We start from the raw sequence: 20,336 nt of genomic DNA on the forward strand, positions 1-20,336 counted from the left end.
TCAATCCCTATTATGCAAAAAAATATACTAACACTTTAAAATATTGGTATGTTTATGTCGTTTTCTTTAAATGGAAGAATTCCCTATCCTTTGATATGAGGCGGCTTTTTTTATGACTTTAACAAAAATGACAAACAGGCATTGTCAATGGAGGATGCTGGTACGTTTATAACAAAAAGTCCATGTTATGATTTTCTGTGAGAAAACAAAACAAAGATTTTAGGAGGAGTTACAATATGAAGAAGAAATCATTCTTTTTTTCAGCGCTAACGGCTGCTGCACTCATCACGTTCACTGGAGGACATTCAGCTGATGCGAAGGAGCTTAACCTGAAACAAGTGATACATGTACAGCATCAAACCATTGATCTTCATACATTAGCTGCAAAATTACATATCTCTTCAGATGTAAACAGGCTAAGCAAGTCGAATCAAAAAGAGATCGAAGCTCTTTTAAACAAGCTGATCAAAAGCGGTCAACCTGTTACTGGCACAAAAGTGGTGAAAGAAGTAAACAAAGCAAAAAATGAACAAAAACAAGAATCAGTGAAAAAACCAACTGCTTCTAAACCAAGTACGCCAGCTAAACAAAACACAAACAACAATAACAACACAAAAGCTGACCAAAAAGACACAACGGCAGCAAAAGCAGATAGCAGCTTGAATGCATTTGAAAAAGAAGTCGTTGAGCTTACAAATAAAGAGCGTGCAAAACAAGGGTTAAAAGCACTTTCTGTTGATTCAAAACTAAGCAAATCTGCTCGCGCAAAATCTCAAGATATGAAAGATAAAAACTATTTCTCTCATACAAGCCCAACTTACGGATCTCCATTTGATCAAATGAAGCAATTCGGTATCACTTACAAAACAGCAGGTGAAAACATTGCCCAAGGTCAAAGATCTCCTCAAGAAGTTGTAACTGCATGGATGAACAGTGAAGGCCACAGAGCAAATATCTTAAACAAAAACTATACACATATCGGTGTTGGTTATGTGAAATCTGGCAACTACTGGACGCAGCAATTCATCGGAAAATAAGATATCTAAAAAACCTGTCCCTAAGTGGGACAGACCAGATTGTTGACAAAGGGCTAAAATGATCTTCATTTTAGCCTTTTGTCTTCTTTTCAGCGTGATAGAAAACCTTTGCAGCCCTAGGAAGGACGAGTACCGGAGCGGAGCGAATTTGACATTCGTGAGCACCGGCACGCAGGACTGACACCGAATGCGAGGGTTTGTCTACACGCTGACCTGTCTCTAAGTGGGACAGGTCTTTTTATTTTACCCATAATTTATATATACTCTGTGTGCCGCTGTTTTCTTCGCCCTGTTCGCTCAGCTTTTCATAAAGTGACTTTGCAAGCGCGAGTCCTGGCATTTCTTCTCCCATCAGTTCTGCTTCCTCAAGTGCAATGCCCATATCCTTGATAAAATGCTTCACGTAGAACCCTGGCTCGAAATCACCTTTCAGCATTCTTGGTGCAAGGTTTGACAAGGACCAGCTTCCTGCCGCGCCCGTTGTAATGCTTTTGAGCACATGCTCTGGATCAAGTCCTGATTTTTCGGCATAGGCCATGGCCTCTGCAACGCCTACCATACCTGCTGCGATCGCAATTTGGTTACACATTTTGGTATGCTGACCGCTTCCTGCAGGTCCTTGATATTGAATGTTTTCGCCCATTTGCTCAAATAAGGGCAGGCACGCTTCATAGGCTGATTTTTCTCCGCCAATCATAATCGCAAGCGTTCCATTTTTTGCCCCTACGTCTCCGCCAGAAACTGGTGCATCTAATGCAAACAACCCTTTTTCTTTTGCTTTCATTTCAATTTCTTTTGCCAGCTGAGGCTTCGATGTAGTCATATCAATCAGATAGGTACCAGGCGCAGCATGTGCCACAAGCCCTTCTTCACCTAAATAGATTTCTTCTACATCTGATGGATATCCTACCATTGTGATGACAGCATCTGCATGTTCTGCAATCTCCTTCACTTCCGGCTTCCATGATGCGCCTTTTTGAATGAGTGCATCTGCTTTCGCTTTTGTTCTTGTATAAACGAGAACTTCATATCCGGCATCCATTAAATGTCCTGCCATACTGCGTCCCATTACACCGATTCCAATAAAACCAACTGTTTTGATTTGTGTCATCACTTGTTCCTCCTTAAAGAGACTTTGTCAGTCCACCATCAATGATGAGTGTTTGACCTGTCATATATGTATTGGCTTCAGATAAAAGAAAAGCTGCATATGCTGCAAATTCCTCTGGCTGTCCGTAACGGCCAAGCGGAATCGCACGTTCAGCCTGTGCTTTGATTTCTTCAACTGTTTGGTGCTCTGCCTGTGCGCGGTGCTTGTCCAGCTGTTTGACGCGGTCTGTTTCAATTTTCCCTGGGGCTAACGTATTGATTAAAATGCCATCCTTTGCAAGCTCCTGAGCGGCTGTTTTTGTCCAGCCGGCAATAGCCGGTCTAAAAGTATTTGACAGCATCAAGCCTGGGATCGGTTCTTTCACTGACATAGACGCAATGTTTAACACGCGTGCGCCGTGTTTTTTCAAATAAGGCAATGCCTCTTTTAATAATCGAATATAACTGAGTAAATGAAGCTGAAATGATTCCATCCAGTCTTCATCTATTAAGGTTTCAAGCGTCCCTGTTTTAGGCCCGCCTGTATTGTTCACAAGAATGTCTAGACACTTCTCATCACCAGCTGCCGCTTGAACTAGCGCCTTGATTTGCTGCGCGTCAGACACATCACATACTTGATAAGTCAGCTTTCCTTTTACAAGCGGAGATAATTCTTTGACTGTTTCTTTCAGCGTGTGCTCATGCCTTCCTGAAAGCATCACATCTGCTCCCTCTTTTGCTAGAGCAAAGGCAATGGCTTTTCCAATACCTTGACTGCTTGCAGCGACCAAGGCTTTTTTTCCAGATAGATTGACATCCATGTCAACACCTCCTCTACTCTTATTTTATCATACAAAAAGAACCTTGCTCACGTCGCAAGGTTCCTTTCCGCTTGATTACAGCTTAAACCGATCAACCGCCTGACGTAATGCCTGGCTTGATTCGTTCAGCATTTCAGTCGAAGTTTTCGTTCTTTCTAAAGCTTGGACTTGTTCATCTGTAGACGCATGCACTTCCTCAGCTGAAGCCGCAGATTCTTCTGAGATCGCAGCAATGCTTTGAATGGAATCATTCATTTTCTGCTGTTCGTCTGTCATTTCATTGATCTGTGTATGAATGCTGTCAATTGAGCCGACAAGTGCCTGCATTTCCATTGTGATGCTGCTCAGTGCCTCGCCTGTTGCATTAATGGCTTCACCTTGTTCCTCATTCATCTTACTTGCTGCCGTCATCGCTTCAGCCGCCTTTTTCGATTCATCTTGAATGAGTTTGACGGTTTCACTAATGTGTTTGGTTGATTGCGCAGATTGTTCAGCAAGCTTTCTGACTTCTTCTGCAACAACAGCAAATCCTCGTCCGCTTTCTCCGGCTCTCGCTGCTTCAATGCTTGCATTCAGTGCAAGTAAATTCGTTTGATCAGAGATTTCAGAGATGGCGGTCACAACGTTTTCAATATTTTTCGTTTTATGTTCAAGGTCAAGCAGCATTTGCTCCACTTTCTTCGATTCCTCGTTCGCTTGTGTTGATTTTTGAACGAGCATACCTAGTGCATCGAGCCCTCTATAGCCTGCATCTTCAGATGATTTTGAGTTGGCTTGCATTTGCGTGGCAAGCTCACCCATATGACGTACTTTTTCATATAAATGCTCTGATTTCTCATTAATCGTTTCTGCTTCTGAAGCCTGCTTAGACGCACCTGTTGCCACCTCTTGAATGGCCGTTGCAATCTGTTCGCTCGACAGTAAGGTTTCATTTGAAATTTGCGTGACTTCATCCGTTGATGTCACTACTTGGTCTGAAGCCCCTTTTACTTTTTCAATTAACTCTCTGATCCCCTCGGTCATTTGATTAAAGCTCTTCGTGAGGAAACCAATCTCATCTTGAGATTTCGTTTCAAGTGAGCTGGTTAAATCACCTTCAGACACCTTACGCACATGCTCGATCAGACGCTTGATTGGCGTTGTGATGCTTCTTGCTAATAAGAAACTGAGAATGATCGCAAGAACAATAGCAATGACTGAAATCATGATGCTTGTCTGATTCATTTGTTCTGTGATCCAAAGCAGTTTCTTTTTCTCAAAGCTGACACCTATTGTCCAATCGGCCTCTTTGATTTTAGATATGACCGTCAGTTCTTTGTTATCATCAAGACCGGAATTGTCGATCGCTTTTTTTACAGAAGCGACTTTTGATATGTTTTTTCCTTGCTCAGTTGGATGTGCCAAAATCGTTCCTTTGCCATCAACTAAAAAAGCGTTTCCCATATAAGGAATCTTTTGTTCCTTTATATACGATTGAATGGAAGACAGCTTCAAATCAAGTCCTGCGACTCCAACAACCTTTCCATTTCGCACAATTGCCTTGGTGGCTGAGACAACCATTTCATTCGTTGCTTTATCAATATACGGATCTGTCCAGATGACTTCATCAGGCTTTTCAGCCGAATTGATAAACCAATCTCGCTTAGTTGGATCATATCCTTCACCAAAATCAGACTCTGGGAAGGCAAACATTTTACCGTCACTTGTTCCTATATAGGCAAGTGAGATGAGTTCATCCTGCTCCTGCAAGACTTTTAGTTCATCGTTTTCAAAGGCTAATGTTTGTTTTGTTTGCTTTTGTGCAAAATCTTCAGTCAGTGTACTTGTTGCCAGTTTGTTAATTGTACCCCCGTAATTATCAAGCTTTTGTGCAATAATATCTCTCATGCTTTCTGCTGTTGCCGCTGTGGTGGTTTTTGCATCCCGTTCAATGAGTGGTGTTAATACTATGTTGGAACCCACTTGAACGGCCACGACGGTTAAAATTAAAATAACTGAGATGAAAACAGCTATTCTCACTTGAAGTTTCTTAAACATCTCATCACCCCTACATCCTACTTTCGCATCTTATTTTGTATATCGGCAAAATTGGTACCGCATTCAATAGTTGTAAGAAAATTTAAATAGAAAAAACAAGCCATAAAGGCTTGCTTTAAGTAAAATATTCAATTTTTGCAGACGGAAAGTACTGATCGATATATGATTCTAACGTCTGTCTTAGTTCTTGTTCCTCATCTTTTTGGTAGATATATTTCCCAATTCCATATCTACCCCATTTGTATCTTCTTTTTTCTTCATCCAATTCTAATTTTGATTTCGGATAGTTTTTTTGGATCACACGCTTCGCTGGTTTTGTAAAACGATGCTGAATCATTTCAAAGGTGATATCGTGCCTGACATCTTCAGTTAGGGCTGCATCGAGCTTTTCAAAAAGAACTTTATATCCTTCCTGCCAGCCTTCGTGAATGTAAATTGGGGCAATAATAAAGCCAAGAGGATAGCCTGCTTTTGCGACCTTGACAGCTGCTTCAATCCGCTGATCTAACGGTGATGTTCCGGGTTCGAAATATTTAATGACATAATCCGCATTGATACTAAAGCGGAATCTTGTTCGGCCATTATGCTTTGCATCAAGTAAATGATCGACATGATGAAATTTGGTGACAAAGCGAAGCTTACCAAGATCAGTCTGGCCGAAGTATTCAATCGCTGCCTTTAGTGTATGTGTCAAATGGTCAATTCCTACAATATCTGAAGTACAAGAAGCTTCAAATCTCGTGATTTCAGGCGCACGCTCGTTCATGTACTGCTCCGCCTGATCTAATATTTCTTCAACATTCACATATGTTCGAATGTACGGCTTACTTCCCATTGTCGTTTGCAGATAGCAATAATGGCAATGCCCCATACATCCTGTCGCAAATGGGATCGCATACTCTGCAGATGGTTTAGACGTATCAAACTTCAACGTTTTCCTCACACCAACGACAAGCGTTGATTTCGCATTACGATACTTTTGCAAGTCATTTTTACCCGGAATATTTCTTACTTGGTTATGTGAAGTCGTTTCTCTTATTTCAATACCCATACCCTCGAACTTTTCCTTCAGCTCTCGTCCTAACGGGTACTCTAACGCCCTTGGTTCAATGTAAACAAGCTGGGGCACAAAAGGTTTGATCATATTTAGCACATCCTTACCTTATAGGTTTTCATACGGTTACTTTAACCGCGCAGGATGGCTTTTATCCTTTCTAAAATCTCCCTTATTCAAACAAATCTTGATAAAGAGCTTCTGCTTCTTCATATGTCGGAAAGACCGCATCATCTGGAGCTAAAGGATGATACGTTTCAAGTAAAAATAGGGCAAGCTCCTCTTCGTTATATGGATGTGAAACAATTTCTGCTTCTTTGATTTGTGCTACGTTTGCAGCATGTGGATTTCGATAAATCACATATACTTGATCACCCGGTTTATAGTCTGAGAAAGGCAATCTGGTCACCTCCATTTTTCTTATAGGATGCCCTTCTCTCTGCCGGATATGACCCAATATGATAAAATTCGACAAAAAAACCAGACAGGGTTACTGTCTGGTTTGAATTCACTTAGTGATGTTGAAACGTTTTCTTCACGAAATCAACCACTTCTTCTGTTGTGCTAAGTGATAAAATATGCTCTTTAAATGATGCAGCTTCTTCCTTAGAAAGCTTGCTTAGCTGTGTTCTTGCTGGAAGAATAGATGTTGCACTCATTGAGAATTCATCTAATCCTAATCCAAGTAGAAGTGGGATTGCGATTTCATCTCCTGCCATCTCACCGCACATGCCAACCCATTTACCTTCTTTATGCGCTGCTTCAATAACAAGCGTAATCAAACGTAAAATCGCTGGATTGTAAGGCTGGTAAAGATAAGACACTCGTTCGTTCATTCGATCAGCAGCCATTGTATATTGAATCAAATCATTTGTTCCAATACTGAAGAAATCAACTTCTTTTGCGAATTGGTCTGCGATGACAGCGGTTGATGGAATTTCTACCATTATACCGATTTCAATGGAATCGGATACGTCTGTACCAGCGGCAACCAATGCTTCTTTTTCTTCAAGTAAAATGGCTTTTGCTTCTCTAAATTCTGATAATGTCGCGATCATAGGGAACATGATTTTCAAGTTTCCATATGTACTTGCACGAAGTAAGGCGCGTAGTTGTGTTCTGAAAATCTCCTGTTCTTCGAGGCAAAGGCGGATCGCTCTAAAGCCAAGGAACGGGTTCATTTCTTTTGGAAGCTGCAAGTAAGGGAGTTCTTTATCGCCACCAATATCAAGTGTGCGGACAACAACCGCTTTACCTTCCATCTTCTCTAACACTGTTTTATAAGCATTGAACTGTTCTTCTTCTGTTGGAAGCTGATCTCTGCCCATGTATAAAAATTCTGTACGGTACAATCCGACTGCTTCGCCGCCATTTTCAAGTACACCTTTTACATCTTCAGGTGTTCCGATATTTGCAGCTAGCTCTACGTGAACGCCGTCTTTTGTGACCGTTGGCTGGTCCACCAGTTTCGCCCATTCCGCTTTTTTAGCTAAGTAGTCTTCATGCTTTTTTTGATACGCTTTCACTTCATCTTCAGAAGGCTGAATGATGACGTCTCCGCTAATACCATCGACAATGATCAGATCATTGTTTTTCACCGTTTTTGTTGCTTCTTTTGTTCCAACAACTGCTGGAATCTCCATAGATCTTGCCATGATCGCTGAGTGAGAAGTACGGCCGCCGATATCTGTCGCAAAACCTTTGACGAATTGTCTGTTCAGCTGAGCAGTATCAGAAGGTGTTAAATCTTCAGCGATGATGATGACTTCTTCAGAAATCATGCTTGGATTTGGAATGTCAACGCCTAGCAAATGTCCAGTTACACGTTTTGTTACGTCGCGAATATCCGCTGCACGTTCCTTCATGTATTCATTGTCCATTGCTTCGAACATGGTGACAAACATTGTCGCTGTTTCTTTTAAAGCAAATTCAGCATTTACTTTATCAGAGTTGATTTTATCCTTTACTGGGTTTAGCAGCTCTGGATCACTTAACACAAGAAGGTGTGCAGAAAAGATATCTGCTTTGTCTTGGCCAAGCTCTTTTAGCGCATGTTCTTTAATTGCTTCAAGTTCTTGTTTAGAAACATGAATTGCTTCTTCAAAACGCTTCACTTCTGTCTCTGGATCGTTGATGTCTTTTTGGTGAACTGTTAAATCTGGTTCTTCCAGACGGTATGCTTTTGCAATCGCAACGCCTGCTGAAGCACCGATTCCTTTCAGTTGTTGCATTACTCGCCTAGGCCTTCACTTTTCATTGTGTCTTTAAGCGCAGCAAGTGCATCATTTTCATCAGAACCAGAAGCAGAGATTGTGATTGTAGCACCTTTCGCAATTCCTAGAGACATTACACCCATAATAGATTTCAGGTTCACTGTTTTACCATTATATTCTAAGTTGATATCAGCATCATATTTACTAGCAGTTTGTACAAGAACTGTTGCAGGACGTGCGTGAATTCCAGAATCTGCAGTTACTTTGAATGTTTGTTGAGCCATTTTTATCAATCTCCTTTTTATACAATTAATACATCCACAATATTATATCATACTGCCGAGCTTGTCATCTAACAAGAACGGCAGTTATGAAAATTATTTTGAAATTTTCATGATGTTTTCTTGACCAGCTTTGATTTCACCGGATTCTTGAAGGTCAATAAATTGTCCTTCACCTAAGTTGGTAAATACAATTGGTGTCATCAAAGATGGTACTTCAGACTTAATTTTATCAATATCAACCTCTAAGAGTTTTTGACCGATTTCTACTTGATCTCCCTCTTGTACAAATGCTTCAAATCCTTCTCCTTTAAGGCTGACCGTATCAATACCGAAGTGGATTAAAATTTCAAGTCCACCGTCAGATTGCAGGCCAATTGCGTGTTTCGTTGGGAATACATTTAAGATCTTCCCTTTCACCGGTGAAACCACCGTTCCATCTGTTGGCAAGATGGCGAAACCGTCACCCATCATTTTCCCTGAGAATACTTGATCTGGTACATCTGTAATCGGATGAAGCTCCCCTGTAATTGGTGAAGCAAAGATTTCTTCACCTTGCTCGTTTTGAAGCGGTTTTGCAATGACTTCTTCGACCTGCTGGCTGACTTCTTCTTTTGCAGAAGGGTCTTTCGCTGGACGAGGCGTGCGGCCTGCAATGATGTCCTGCATTTGTGTTTTTAAATTATCAGAGCGTGGTCCAAAGATGGCCTGGATGTTGTTTCCTACTTCGAGAACTCCTGAAGCACCAAGCTTTTTCAAGCGGTCCTTGTCCACTTTCTTCTGATCATTGACAGTGACACGTAAACGCGTAATACAAGCATCAAGGTGTTTAATGTTTTCTTGGTCACCCATTGCTTCAAGAATTTCATAAGGTAAGTCATTACCCTTTTCAGACTTAGCACTATCTGCACCGTCAGCTGCTTCATCCTCGCGGCCTGGCGTTTTCAGATTAAATTTGCGAATGGCGAATCTAAATCCGAAGTAATAAATAGCAGCAAGTACGAGACCAACTGGAATCACAAGCCACCAAGCGGTTCTGTTTGGCAAGATACCGAATAAGAAGAAGTCGATTAATCCCCCTGAGAAGGTCATACCGATTTTCACGTTTAGAATATCCATAATCATAAAGGATAATCCAGCAAATACACAGTGGATTGCAAATAACACTGGTGCAACAAACAAGAATGAGAATTCAAGCGGTTCAGTAATCCCTGTTAGGAAAGAAGTCAGGGCTGCTGATCCCATAATTCCAGCGACAAGCTTTTTATTCTTTGGTTTTGCTTCATGGTAAATCGCAAGTGCTGCTGCTGGCAGACCAAACATCATGAACGGATATTTCCCTGTCATGAATGTACCAGCTGTCAGCTGAACACCATCTTTGATCTGTGCCATGAAGATACGCTGATCACCACGGACAAGCTCACCTGATAAGCTCTTATAACTAAAGAACTCATACCAGAATGGCGAGTAGAAAATGTGGTGCAGACCAAACGGAATTAATGAGCGTTCAATCACACCGAATACAAAGGCAGCAAGCGGCTCATTCGCTGCGAGCAGTCCTGTTGAAAACGAGTTCAGTGCACCTTGAATTGGCGGCCAAATGACTAGCATCAAAAGCCCTAAAATAAGTGCTGAAATAGATGTAACGATTGGAACAAAACGTTTACCAGCAAAGAAGCCGAGATATTGCGGGAGCTCAATTTTGTAAAATTTATTATACATATAAGCTGCTAATACCCCGACAATAATCCCGCCGAAGACGCCGGTAGACAAGGTCGGAATGCCGAGCATATTAATATACGCTGGATGGCTTTCCTTAAAGAACTTAGCCAATTTGATGGAATCGGATGGAATCGATCCATTGGCCATTAATACGGCACTCATTGTCACGTTCATGACAAGATAACCGATAATTGCGGCAATCCCTGCCACACCGTCTCCATTAGCAAGACCGATGGCAACCCCTACAGCAAATAAGAGCGGAAGATTCGAGAAGACAATGTTCCCCGCATTTTCCATGACACTTGCAACAAGCTGAATTGTATCATTGCTTAAAAATTGAGCTACATCAATCAGCTGCGGATTTTGCATCGCATTCCCAAGTGCTAGTAAAATACCAGCAGCAGGAAGGATCGCAACTGGAAGCATAAGTGCTCGTCCAATTTTTTGCAACACACCAAAAAGTGATTTAAACACTGGTTGAACCTCCTTTTGTTTTCGCTTACAACATACATGTGGGACGCTCCCTGACGTACATTTCATAATTAACCGTTTACATTTCACCTTCAAACACAAAAAAAGGCATGGTGATATAAGGTTGCGCAAATAACAGGATCTTATCCTGTATTTACCTTAAGTCACTCATGCCTGATCGAATCAGTTACACGTTTCAAGGAAACTATGAAATTTTATTTGTCAATCTGTACAGATGAAGTGTCAGGTAGACAGCCTCCGCATCCTGTACAGGCTTTTTCAATGCATGTTGTAATATTTTGATCATTTTCCAAGCAGTATTGTAGCATAAAGGATATTCATTTTTCAATAGATGAAGCAATTTTTCTGGCTCCTCTAATGATTCTTCCCGTTTAATGCGCTCAATCGAAAATGTAATATGGCGCAATAAGCGTAAATAATGAATACTTTCACGGTCTACTTTCATATGAAATGAATCTTCTATGACTTGGACCATCTGCGTAATAAGCTGCGAATGACGGTTCACCTCAGATAAGGGCCGATTCGTCAAAGCCGAGTGAATATGGAGCGCAATAAAACCAATCTCTCCTTCTGGCAGCTTTGTTTCGACATCTGAACGCTCGTTAATCAGCTCAACGACTTCCTTTGCGACCTCGTATTCTTTCGGATACAGCGATTTAGTCTCAAGCATAAAGGGATTGGTGATATCATATCCTTGCTGCACCCGCTTAAAACTAAAGGCAATATGGTCAGTCAGGGCAATATGAATATGCTCATTCAAACGGTGCCCCATTTTTTCTCGTATATGATAAATGACGTCATTGGCAAGCTCGATCATGTTCTCATCAATGTGGTGAAGCAGCTGTTTATATTCTGTTTGTTCTTTTGTATTTTTAAGGACAAACATTTTTTCAAATGTGTCTTGATCGAGAACATCACCCGATTTTTTCCCGAAGCCGATTCCTTTCCCAATTAGAACCACTTCGCCCCAAGAAGGGTGTCTTGCGATGATGACATTATTATTTAACGCTTTATCAACGGTGAAGGATTCCATGAACATCCCCACCTCCTTCTTATTCAATCCCTCTTATCGTACAAAACAGATGAAACGTGCGTCAACGATTGTTTTTGAAAACGGTAGTTGAACGCTCGATCAGGCGAAATGGCAGCATTCTTTTTTCTGGTGCCTCTCCCTTTACGGCCCGGTCGAACAAGTCAAACGCTTCCTGACCCATACGTTTAAGCGGAATATCAATGCTGGAAATCCCCAAAGCCTCACTCAATTGATCATTTTGAAAGCCGAGTATGGCTGGAGATTCTCCTGCTTTTATATCATGACGCTGCGCCTCTAATAAAAAGCCTGCTGATACGTCGTCATTTGTGATGAATAATGCTGTGGGGCGATTCTTCATCTCCTGCCACTCTGTGAATAATTGTTTTCCATCAAAAAGTGTGAGCTTCCCTTCGATGATCCATTCTTCATCAATCTCCTGCCCGAGCGATTTCATCATATCTTGATAAGCTTGAAGTCGTGACTGGCTGTTTGCGCCTTCTATTCTGGCTAGTACAATCGCGATTCGCTGATGCCCGCATGCTGCTAAATGATGCAGCCCTTCTTTAAATGCTTGATCATGTGCGATCGACACCGTTGAGCAGTCTTCAAAAGGCGCCGGATGGCAAAAAATAATAGGCCCGGATTCCTGCCACCTTAAAATGTCTCGATCACTTAACGCATTTGAGCAAAAGATTAACCCATCCACGCGGCGCTCTTTTAAACTCATCAATGCTTCTTTTTCTTTTAAAGGATCATACCCTGTTTGAAACAAAGCAAAATGCATACCGCACGCCTGTGCTTTCTCGGCAATCCCTGTGACAAGTCTGCTGAAATAAGAATGATCAATCGTTGGAAGAACGATGCCAAGCATATTTGAATAGCCCTTTGCTAAATGTACAGCCTGAATGTTTCTCGTATATTTGAGCTCTTTCATCGCATGTAGCACTCGTTCTCGTTTATCTTCTTTGACATAAGGATGATCATTCAACACACGTGATACAGTTGTCACAGATACGCCCGCTCTTTTCGCAATCTCCCTTATGTTTGGCATTTTTTCTCCTACTTTCTCTTGATATGGTAAGCGTTTCATACTTTAAGATGTATGTGAGCTGAACAAATCACTGGATGGAAAGGGGAATTCAAGATGGGTATCATCATATGGATTATATTATGTATGACTGTTTTGTTTTCTGCTCGTTTTGCACTACATCCTTTAGGAAAAGAACATAAAATCAAACCGTTTGAATCAATTGATGATTTTTTTGTTGATAAGGATCGAAAAGAGTGACAAAAAATCACGATGACACTTCCAAGACATGGACGTTCATCGTGATTTTTTTATTACTTGATGATCGTCAGCTCTTTCGGATAATTGGTTAAAGTGACTGGACCATCTGCTGTGATCAGTACATCATCTTCAATTCTGACGCCGCCGACTCCTGGGACGTAGATCCCCGGTTCGATCGTATACACCATGCCTTCTTGGAGAAGATCATCATTTGCCTGGCTCATAGAAGGAAACTCATGAACAGACACCCCTAGACCATGCCCAAGGCGGTGAGGGAAATAGTCCCCATATCCAGCTTCTGTGATCAGCCCGCGTGCTTTTAAGTCCAGGTCTCCAATTCTCACGCCTGGCTTACTCATTTCAAGTGCCGCCATTTCTGCGTTCAGGACGGTTTGATAGATGTCCTTTTGCTTGTCAGAAGCTTCCTGATAGATGAAAGTTCTTGTAATGTCTGAGCAATAGCCATCAACAATGACACCAAGGTCAAATAACACAAAATCGCCTTTTTTTAAGGCTGTCTGCCCTGGATTTCCGTGAGGCTCTCCTGATTTTTCGCCAAAGAGAACCATCGTCGAAAAGGACATGCCTTGAATGCCTTTTTTCTTTAGCTCATATTCAATGACAGCGAGCACTTCTGTTTCGGTGATTCCTTCTTTTAAGGCGTCCACCCCAATTTTTACACCTTCATCTGCCAATTGAGCGGCTTTTTTCAGTGTAGCAATTTCAGATTCATCTTTAATCAGTCTTAGCTGATTGAGCTCTTCTTCTGCCCGGACAAAAGTTTCTGCCCCAGTGGCAGCTTGAAGCTGCTCTGCTCTTTGAAGCGGAATCGACTCTTTTTCAATTGCAAGTTGAGTTGCTCTTACACCGCGTTTTTCTACTGCTGACTGAATGAAATCAAATGGATTCTCATGGTCTTCATAACCAATGATATCGCCTGACCATCCAGCATTTTTCGCCTGCTCGACTTCCATTTTAGGCAAAACAAAAAATGGATCTGCCTCTTGAAACACAAACAGCCCCATTACTCTTTCATGCGGCTCTGTGAAGTATCCAGATAGATAAAACACATTTTCCTTTGTATGTATAAATGCACCTTGAATGTCTTTTTCCTTTAGCCAAGAAGACAAGCTCTTCATTCGGTTCATCGTGATCCTCCTCACACGTTTTTCTACTGATCTATTGTATCAGTTTTTGCTATATTTCGCACAAAAGCGCACTGGCAGAAGCCAAGTGCGCTATGATGATTCGCTTAAGATGCCCGAAGAAGACGCAGTCCATTTAAAATGACCAAAATCGTACTTCCTTCATGCCCGATGACGCCAAAAGGCAAATCAAGCACTTGTAAGAAATTCGCACAAATTAACAAACAAATCACCGTTAATGAGAAAATAATATTTTGCTTAATGATTCGATTCATCTTTCTTGAAAGACGGATCATCTTTGTTAAGTTATTTAAATTGTTCTTCATTAAGATCAGATCTGCTGTTTCTAAGGCCACGTCTGTGCCTCCGCCCATCGCAACCCCTACATCTGCTGTGGCGAGTGCCGGTGCATCATTTATTCCGTCTCCTACCATGATGATGGAATTACCTTGTTTTTTAAGTTGATTGACCTCATGTACCTTTTCATCTGGAAGGCACTCAGCGACAACCGTTTGGATGCCGGCTTCCTGCGCAATGGCTTCAGCCGTTTTTTGCTGATCTCCTGTCAGCATAACGGTTTGGATGCCTAAATCATTCAGCTCTTGAATCATTTTTTTAGCTTCAGGTCTAATTTGATCCTTAAGACCAAGGCAACCAACGACTTCTTGATCCTTTTGAACATACACCACTGTGTATCCTTTTTCAGAAAGATAATCTTCCTTCTCTTCGATCTCGCGGTCCATTGAAGCCTTGCCGGCAAAGTCTTTCTTCCCAATCCGCCACGTTTCTCCATTCAATTGTGCCTTTACACCAAAACCAGAGGTTTCTTCAATGGTGACATGAGCTGATCTTTCTATGTGGTGCTCTTTTGCCATATCAGAGATCGCTTTCGCTAACGGGTGGTTTGATTGACTTTCAATTTGATAAAGCGCCTGATAAAAAGCAGCTTCCTCTTGTCCTTTAGCTATCACAACTTGATCTACAGCCGGCTTTCCGCTTGTAATCGTCCCCGTTTTATCAAAAGCTATCATGCTGCTTGTGCCTAGCTTTTCTAAAAAGACGCTTCCTTTGACAAGCATTCCGTTTCTTGCGCCGTTTGAAATCAGTGACAAAGCAGCTGGCATAATGGATGCAACAAGCGCACAAGGTGATGCAACAACCATAAATACCATGGCCCGGTAGAAGGTTTCACTCATGCTCCAGCCTAGTACAAAATGAGGCAGAACCATTAAAATCGCGACGGTGATCAGTACACCTTTTACATACGCACCTTCGAATTTTTCAATAAATGCCTGGCTTGGTGACACACTTTCTTGAGCCGATTCGACAAGTTTAATAATTTTATGGAAAAGCGTTTCTTCATTATGTTTTGTCACTTCTACTGTTAAGGAACCATTTAAGTTCACTGTTCCCGCAAACACATCTTCGCCTTGCCCTTTTTCCTGGGGCACAGACTCTCCCGTAAGCGCAGATTCATCCACACTTGTTCTGCCGCTTAGAATCACACCATCTGCTGCAATACGTTCCCCAGCTTTGATCATGATACGGTCACCTGGTGTTAATGATGAAGCAGCGACTTGAATGGTCGTGCCATCTTCTTCAATGAAAGTCGCTTCATCTGGTGCGATGCTCATTAAAGCTGTTAAATCCTTCTTGCTTTTATTTGACGTATACGTTTCAAGCGCACCACTAAGTGAGAAAATAAAAATTAAGATCGCGCCCTCTGCCCAATATCCAATGATTGCTGAGCCTATAGCTGCGAAAATCATTAAAAGTTCAACATTCAAGCTTTTAGACGAAATGGTTTCTTCAATTCCTTCCTTCGCCTTTGCAAAACCTCCAATAATAAACGCAAGGATAAATAAAGGAATACTCCACATGCTCTCATCCTTTAACATCCATCCAACCAAAATGAGAATCCCCGAGATACCTGCTGCTATTAATTCTCCGTGCTGTGCCCATTGATGAAGGGACCATTTCGATTCCTTTTGATTTGTTGTTTGATAAAGTGCTGTATTCTCATTCATGATTGTTTTCTCCTCTCTAATTGATAATGATTTTCACATCATCAATTGTTGCCCGTTTCCTTTTTTCATCTATATTTTCTGCTATTTCAAGCTTTTTATAGGTCTGTTATTCATTATAACAGGTTCTGACTGATTTTCAATTAATAATTATTATAATTTCTTTTTGATAATAATTATCATTATTGATGTAGACCATTTCATCTCTTCTGAGCACAGTTTATTCAGATAAAAAGCAATTGAACACAAAAAAGAACCAAAGGAATGATCCTTGGTTCTTGAAATAATGTTTCGTTCTAAAAATCCGTCCACTCCTTGATTTGTTTTTTCGTCAGTGGACCTACATGATTTTTCACAATTTCCCCCTTTTCATTTATCAAAAAGCTGGTTGGAATGGTGATGATTTGGTATTTCTTCATCATTTCCCCTCGCTCATCTAGTATGACCGGGAATGTAAACTTTCTGTCTTTCACAAATTGGGCAACCGCATGTTTACTTTGTTCTGCCCCTAGTAAATTCACCGTTAAGATATCAACATCACTCTGATTTTCTTTCACGATCTGGTCAAATACGGGCAGCTCCATTTTGCAGGACGGGCACCATGTTGTCCAAAAATGCAAAATGGTCTTTTTTCCTTTCGCCGGAATCATCTGCGTTTCACCAGTTAATGCAGGAGCCTCTATCTTTGGCGCCATAACGGGCTCTTTCGCTTCAGCCTCGCTGCCTATGAGTAATAGAAGCAAGGTCATTATAAGAAGACTGGCGGGTAGATATTTACGATTCATCAGGATCTTCCTTCCCAGTTTTCTTATAGCTTGCCCGCTCGACGAAGAGGACATTCATGCTTTTTTCACTCTAAGAAACATGGAAACGCCGAGCTCCTTACAAATCGTCGCATAATGCAGTGCAGTCAACAGAAGCATGCCCGTATTCATCCCTAATATGACCCCCATCATATTCAAGCTTTCAATTGATCCGAGAAAATACACCATTGAAAACGAGACGACATGCACCCATATATTATGTAGGAACACATCTTTAATGAGCCCCATACCGATTAAGCACGCTTGAAATGGCATCACAAATAGGTGGCATAAAAAGTACGGCCAAAGCAGCTGTAAGTAGACAGCAGCTTGCGGTGAATCAAAAAAGAGCTGCGTGAGCGGATAAGCAAAATAATACATCACCATCACTGCCGGCACCCCGTACCCAAATGTAATGAGAATCGCCTGCCTGACACGTTTTTTCACAAGGTCATACTGACGTAAAGCATAGGCTTCAGATACATTGGGAATCATCACAATCATGATGGAATGAGCGATAAACGCAGGGAAAAAACCGATCGACATCGCGACACCAGCCAGCATGCCGTAATGATCAATAGCAAGTGTGCCAGAGATGCCTGCTGCAATAAGGGCTCCTTTGATTAAAAATGGTTCTATGGCATTTGCGATCGCATGAAAAATCCGCATGCCCGTTGTCGGAATGGAGACAGCTAATAGGCGCTTTCTCACGTCAATTCCTCTTAATTCAACAGACCTCACATTGACAGCATTTTTCGCCATGACGTATTGGGAGTATAAATAAATAAAGACGACGAGATCACTCGCGACAATGACACCGATGGCAATGAGTACCGCTGTTTCAATATCAAACGAATACCAATGGAAGAACAAAAACAAGCAGATGAGCTGGATCGTTTTCTTCAGCATATTGGCAAGAGCGATCCTGCCCATTTGCTGCTTTCCCATAAAATAGCCGCGTGCGATCGAGGTAAACGCAATAATTGGAATAAGAGACAGCACAAGCCCTTTCATGAGCGGATGATACGACTGAAAGACTGGAATGAACGGCAGGACAATCGCAGCGATCCCCGTTGTTGTACATGTGACCACAAGCGTCATTTTAAACGCATGGCGGAGCATACTTTTATGGAGCCGCTCATGCGATTCTGCAATGAATTTAGAAATGGAGACTGGCAGCTCTAAGCTGGCAATCACAAGGACAAGCATAATGATTGGAAGGATACTCATATATAGACCCATTCCATGTTCTCCAAGCTCTCTCGCTAAAATCATATTGACTAAAAACTCGATACACTCCGCAATGAAAGCTGCGACAGATAGCAGAATGACCCCTTTTACAAATCGATTCATGTAGCCTCCCCTTTGTCTAAAAGCAAATTCTTTTCACATTCTATGAGACAAGTCCTGAAAATATTTTGATAATTGAAGACAAAAAAAAGAGCGATCTGATTGATCGCTTTAGAATATTGACAAAGGGCTAAAAATGATCTTTATTTTAGCCCTTTGTCTTCCTTTCAGCGTGATAGAAAACCTGTGAAGTCTAGGAAGGACGAGCACTGGCGCGGAGCGAATTTGACATTCGTGAGCACCGGAGCGCAGACCTGACAACGAATGCGAGGGTTTGTCTACACGCTGGAGCGATCTGATTGATCGCTTCTTTTCTTTATACGGCAAATACGTGACGACCGATACGTTCTACAATTTTGCGGGAACGAATCCAGTTATCTGTTGCCGTTTTGGGATTATAAAAATAGATGGCCTTTGTTGTTCTGTCATGTTCTTTCACTACCTGTTTCACAGCTTTAACAGAATCTTGATCTGCTTTATCATGAATACTTCCATTCGATACTGGCTGGAAAGCATTTCGCTGATAAATAACACCTTTGACACTGTCAGGAAACGAGCGATGCTCCACCCTGTTTAAGACGACGCTTGCCACAGCTTTTTTACCTGCGTAAGATTCACCTTTCGCTTCAGCGTGTACCAATCGTGAGAGTAGCTCCATTTCTTCATTAGAATAGCGTTTGGCGCTTTCCTCATTCGTCGTTTCTGATTTTACTCTTTTCTTTTGCTTCGTTTTTGAAGACTTTTCTTCTGTAGACGTACTTAGCATTTTGACTTTCGGCTGTCGCTTCTCCTCTGAAAATGCTGGGATGACTTGATCGTGATCATCTTGATCTATATATGAAAGCTCATGCTTAACAGGTGCTTGTGAAAGTTCGTGACTTAATGTGCCTTGCTGCTCTTGTAGGTTGTCCATCTTCATGGCTGCGACCAGCATAAGGATGACAAAAAGAGCTGTATGAATTTTCATCATTCGCCTCATTCCTCCTTTAATCAAAATAGGCGGTAAGATACTTGTCCACTCTAACAAGAGCTCCTTCTATTTTCACGCACAAAGATTTGCATGCCTGTCCAAATTCCGTCATTAAATGGAATTTATTAGTTCAATTTCATATCAACTGGCATTGTTAGCGCTTGAAAAGGTCCTGTTTCCGCCTATAATCATCCTTATGCTCCTGATTATGGGTTATTACATTTTCTTTTCAGATGTATCAAGCTGGTATGAAGTGTGACAAAAGAACTAAAATAAAAAAGCTTTCTCTCATTCATGAGAAAAAGCTTTAGCTTCTTGCTTCTGTAAGATATTCAAAAATAACATCTCCACCATGTTTCGCAATCCCGCGAAAATGCTTAAAATCATCTTGATTCACCAAGAACGAACGAAACGTTAAAAAATCATCTTTTTGGATGGTCACTTGCTTTTCTGTCCCATTTCGTAACGATTCAAGGATTGTGAGGATTTGTTCTTCAGTCAAAAAAAACCGCTCCTTTACAGCCATCATCAAATATTAAATATATCATTCGTTAGGAAAGCATACAACGAAAACGAAACAAAAACGTCTTTATCCTTTACATTGGTATGAAAATATTGCAAAATACTTTTTAATAGGGAATGAAATCTGTTTTTAAAGGAGAGGGATCGGTTGAAGATTGCAAAAATTGGAAATGTGATCGAATTTAGAAATGGTTTAACAGGTGTAGTTGAAAAAGTGAATGAAAACTCTGTCATTGTGGATGTCACCATTATGGACAACTATAGAGATTTAGAACTGGATTCACTAACAGTCGTTAATCATAAAAACTATAAAATCATCAAAGACTCCGTACATTAATTTGCAATCCTCAATTCAGACTATCGTTACATACGTAAATACGAAGCAAAGCTGCTCTCGTTTGACAGTTTAGCTCTCTTTGACAATCACATATGAAAAAGACTGACACTATATGAAG

19 protein-coding genes are annotated in these 20,336 nt (G+C 41.3%); 3 read left to right on the forward strand and 16 right to left on the reverse strand.

The window, feature by feature from the left end; genetic code table 11:
• Window positions 1–236: 236 nt before the first annotated feature.
• Window positions 237–1,037 (forward strand): CAP domain-containing protein, encoded by an 801-nt coding sequence (locus tag C6Y01_RS03155; protein ID WP_106037808.1) that lies wholly within the window; start codon window positions 237–239, stop codon window positions 1,035–1,037.
• A 238-nt stretch (window positions 1,038–1,275) separates the two neighbouring features.
• Here the strand turns inward: C6Y01_RS03155 and C6Y01_RS03160 are convergent, their stop codons facing one another.
• The 10 genes from C6Y01_RS03160 to C6Y01_RS03205 form a co-directional block, all read right to left on the reverse strand.
• Entirely contained in the window at window positions 1,276–2,148 is an 873-nt protein-coding gene (locus C6Y01_RS03160) for an NAD(P)-dependent oxidoreductase (RefSeq protein ID WP_034662811.1), read from the reverse strand.
• Window positions 2,149–2,161: 13 nt separating this feature from the next.
• Window positions 2,162–2,947 carry an SDR family oxidoreductase gene (locus C6Y01_RS03165; protein WP_034662815.1) on the reverse strand — a complete coding sequence of 262 codons (786 nt, stop codon included), beginning with the start codon at window positions 2,945–2,947 and terminating at the stop codon, window positions 2,162–2,164.
• A 75-nt stretch (window positions 2,948–3,022) separates the two neighbouring features.
• The gene (locus C6Y01_RS03170; RefSeq protein ID WP_034662818.1) at window positions 3,023–4,984 is read right to left on the reverse strand and encodes a methyl-accepting chemotaxis protein; all 1,962 of its coding nucleotides are present in this window, start codon (window positions 4,982–4,984) and stop codon (window positions 3,023–3,025) included.
• A gap of 115 nt (window positions 4,985–5,099) precedes the next feature.
• Window positions 5,100–6,128 carry a spore photoproduct lyase gene (gene splB, locus C6Y01_RS03175; RefSeq protein ID WP_034662821.1) on the reverse strand — a complete coding sequence of 343 codons (1,029 nt, stop codon included), beginning with the start codon at window positions 6,126–6,128 and terminating at the stop codon, window positions 5,100–5,102.
• Between the two features lie 82 nt (window positions 6,129–6,210).
• Window positions 6,211–6,438, reverse strand: a complete 228-nt coding sequence (locus tag C6Y01_RS03180) for a transcriptional regulator SplA domain-containing protein (RefSeq protein WP_003211490.1) — start codon at window positions 6,436–6,438, stop codon at window positions 6,211–6,213.
• A gap of 112 nt (window positions 6,439–6,550) precedes the next feature.
• Window positions 6,551–8,269, reverse strand: coding sequence for a phosphoenolpyruvate--protein phosphotransferase (gene ptsP, locus C6Y01_RS03185; protein ID WP_034662824.1), 1,719 nt, complete (start codon window positions 8,267–8,269; stop codon window positions 6,551–6,553).
• Window positions 8,269–8,535, reverse strand: a complete 267-nt coding sequence (locus C6Y01_RS03190) for a phosphocarrier protein HPr (RefSeq protein ID WP_003211078.1) — start codon at window positions 8,533–8,535, stop codon at window positions 8,269–8,271. Before C6Y01_RS03190 ends, ptsP begins: the two co-directional genes overlap by 1 nt.
• Before the next feature lie 93 nt (window positions 8,536–8,628).
• Window positions 8,629–10,728, reverse strand: a complete 2,100-nt coding sequence (ptsG, locus tag C6Y01_RS03195) for a glucose-specific PTS transporter subunit IIBC (protein WP_034662827.1) — start codon at window positions 10,726–10,728, stop codon at window positions 8,629–8,631.
• 202 nt (window positions 10,729–10,930) lie between these two features.
• Window positions 10,931–11,785, reverse strand: a complete 855-nt coding sequence (gene glcT / locus C6Y01_RS03200) for a glucose PTS transporter transcription antiterminator GlcT (RefSeq protein ID WP_034662832.1) — start codon at window positions 11,783–11,785, stop codon at window positions 10,931–10,933.
• Window positions 11,786–11,840: 55 nt separating this feature from the next.
• Window positions 11,841–12,830, reverse strand: coding sequence for a LacI family DNA-binding transcriptional regulator (locus C6Y01_RS03205; protein ID WP_106037809.1), 990 nt, complete (start codon window positions 12,828–12,830; stop codon window positions 11,841–11,843).
• Between the two features lie 93 nt (window positions 12,831–12,923).
• Here C6Y01_RS03205 and C6Y01_RS18860 point away from each other — a divergent pair, with 93 nt between their 5' ends.
• Window positions 12,924–13,067, forward strand: coding sequence for a hypothetical protein (locus tag C6Y01_RS18860; RefSeq protein ID WP_162839370.1), 144 nt, complete (start codon window positions 12,924–12,926; stop codon window positions 13,065–13,067).
• 53 nt (window positions 13,068–13,120) lie between these two features.
• Here C6Y01_RS18860 and C6Y01_RS03210 read toward each other — a convergent pair whose 3' ends face one another.
• The 6 genes from C6Y01_RS03210 to C6Y01_RS03235 form a co-directional block, all read right to left on the reverse strand.
• Window positions 13,121–14,215, reverse strand: coding sequence for a M24 family metallopeptidase (locus C6Y01_RS03210; RefSeq protein WP_034662840.1), 1,095 nt, complete (start codon window positions 14,213–14,215; stop codon window positions 13,121–13,123).
• Window positions 14,216–14,319: 104 nt separating this feature from the next.
• Window positions 14,320–16,239, reverse strand: coding sequence for a heavy metal translocating P-type ATPase (locus tag C6Y01_RS03215; RefSeq protein WP_106037810.1), 1,920 nt, complete (start codon window positions 16,237–16,239; stop codon window positions 14,320–14,322).
• 293 nt (window positions 16,240–16,532) lie between these two features.
• The gene (stoA, locus tag C6Y01_RS03220; RefSeq protein ID WP_044139797.1) at window positions 16,533–17,021 is read right to left on the reverse strand and encodes an endospore biogenesis thiol-disulfide oxidoreductase StoA; all 489 of its coding nucleotides are present in this window, start codon (window positions 17,019–17,021) and stop codon (window positions 16,533–16,535) included.
• Window positions 17,022–17,075: 54 nt separating this feature from the next.
• Window positions 17,076–18,392, reverse strand: a complete 1,317-nt coding sequence (locus C6Y01_RS03225; protein WP_106037811.1) for a polysaccharide biosynthesis protein — start codon at window positions 18,390–18,392, stop codon at window positions 17,076–17,078.
• Between the two features lie 313 nt (window positions 18,393–18,705).
• Window positions 18,706–19,359: a cell wall hydrolase gene (locus tag C6Y01_RS03230; protein WP_095285075.1), complete on the reverse strand. Its 654-nt coding sequence runs from the start codon at window positions 19,357–19,359 to the stop codon at window positions 18,706–18,708.
• A 307-nt stretch (window positions 19,360–19,666) separates the two neighbouring features.
• A complete protein-coding gene (locus C6Y01_RS03235) occupies window positions 19,667–19,861 on the reverse strand; it encodes a hypothetical protein (protein ID WP_034662854.1) in 195 nt (64 codons plus the stop codon).
• Between the two features lie 168 nt (window positions 19,862–20,029).
• On the opposite strand from C6Y01_RS03235, the gene C6Y01_RS03240 reads away from it, so the two are divergent.
• A complete protein-coding gene (locus tag C6Y01_RS03240) occupies window positions 20,030–20,218 on the forward strand; it encodes a YkvS family protein (RefSeq protein WP_003211747.1) in 189 nt (62 codons plus the stop codon).
• Window positions 20,219–20,336 lie beyond the last annotated feature (118 nt).

Source organism: Bacillus sp. NMCC46 (assembly GCF_002998465.1).
Lineage (GTDB): Bacteria > Bacillota > Bacilli > Bacillales > Bacillaceae > Bacillus.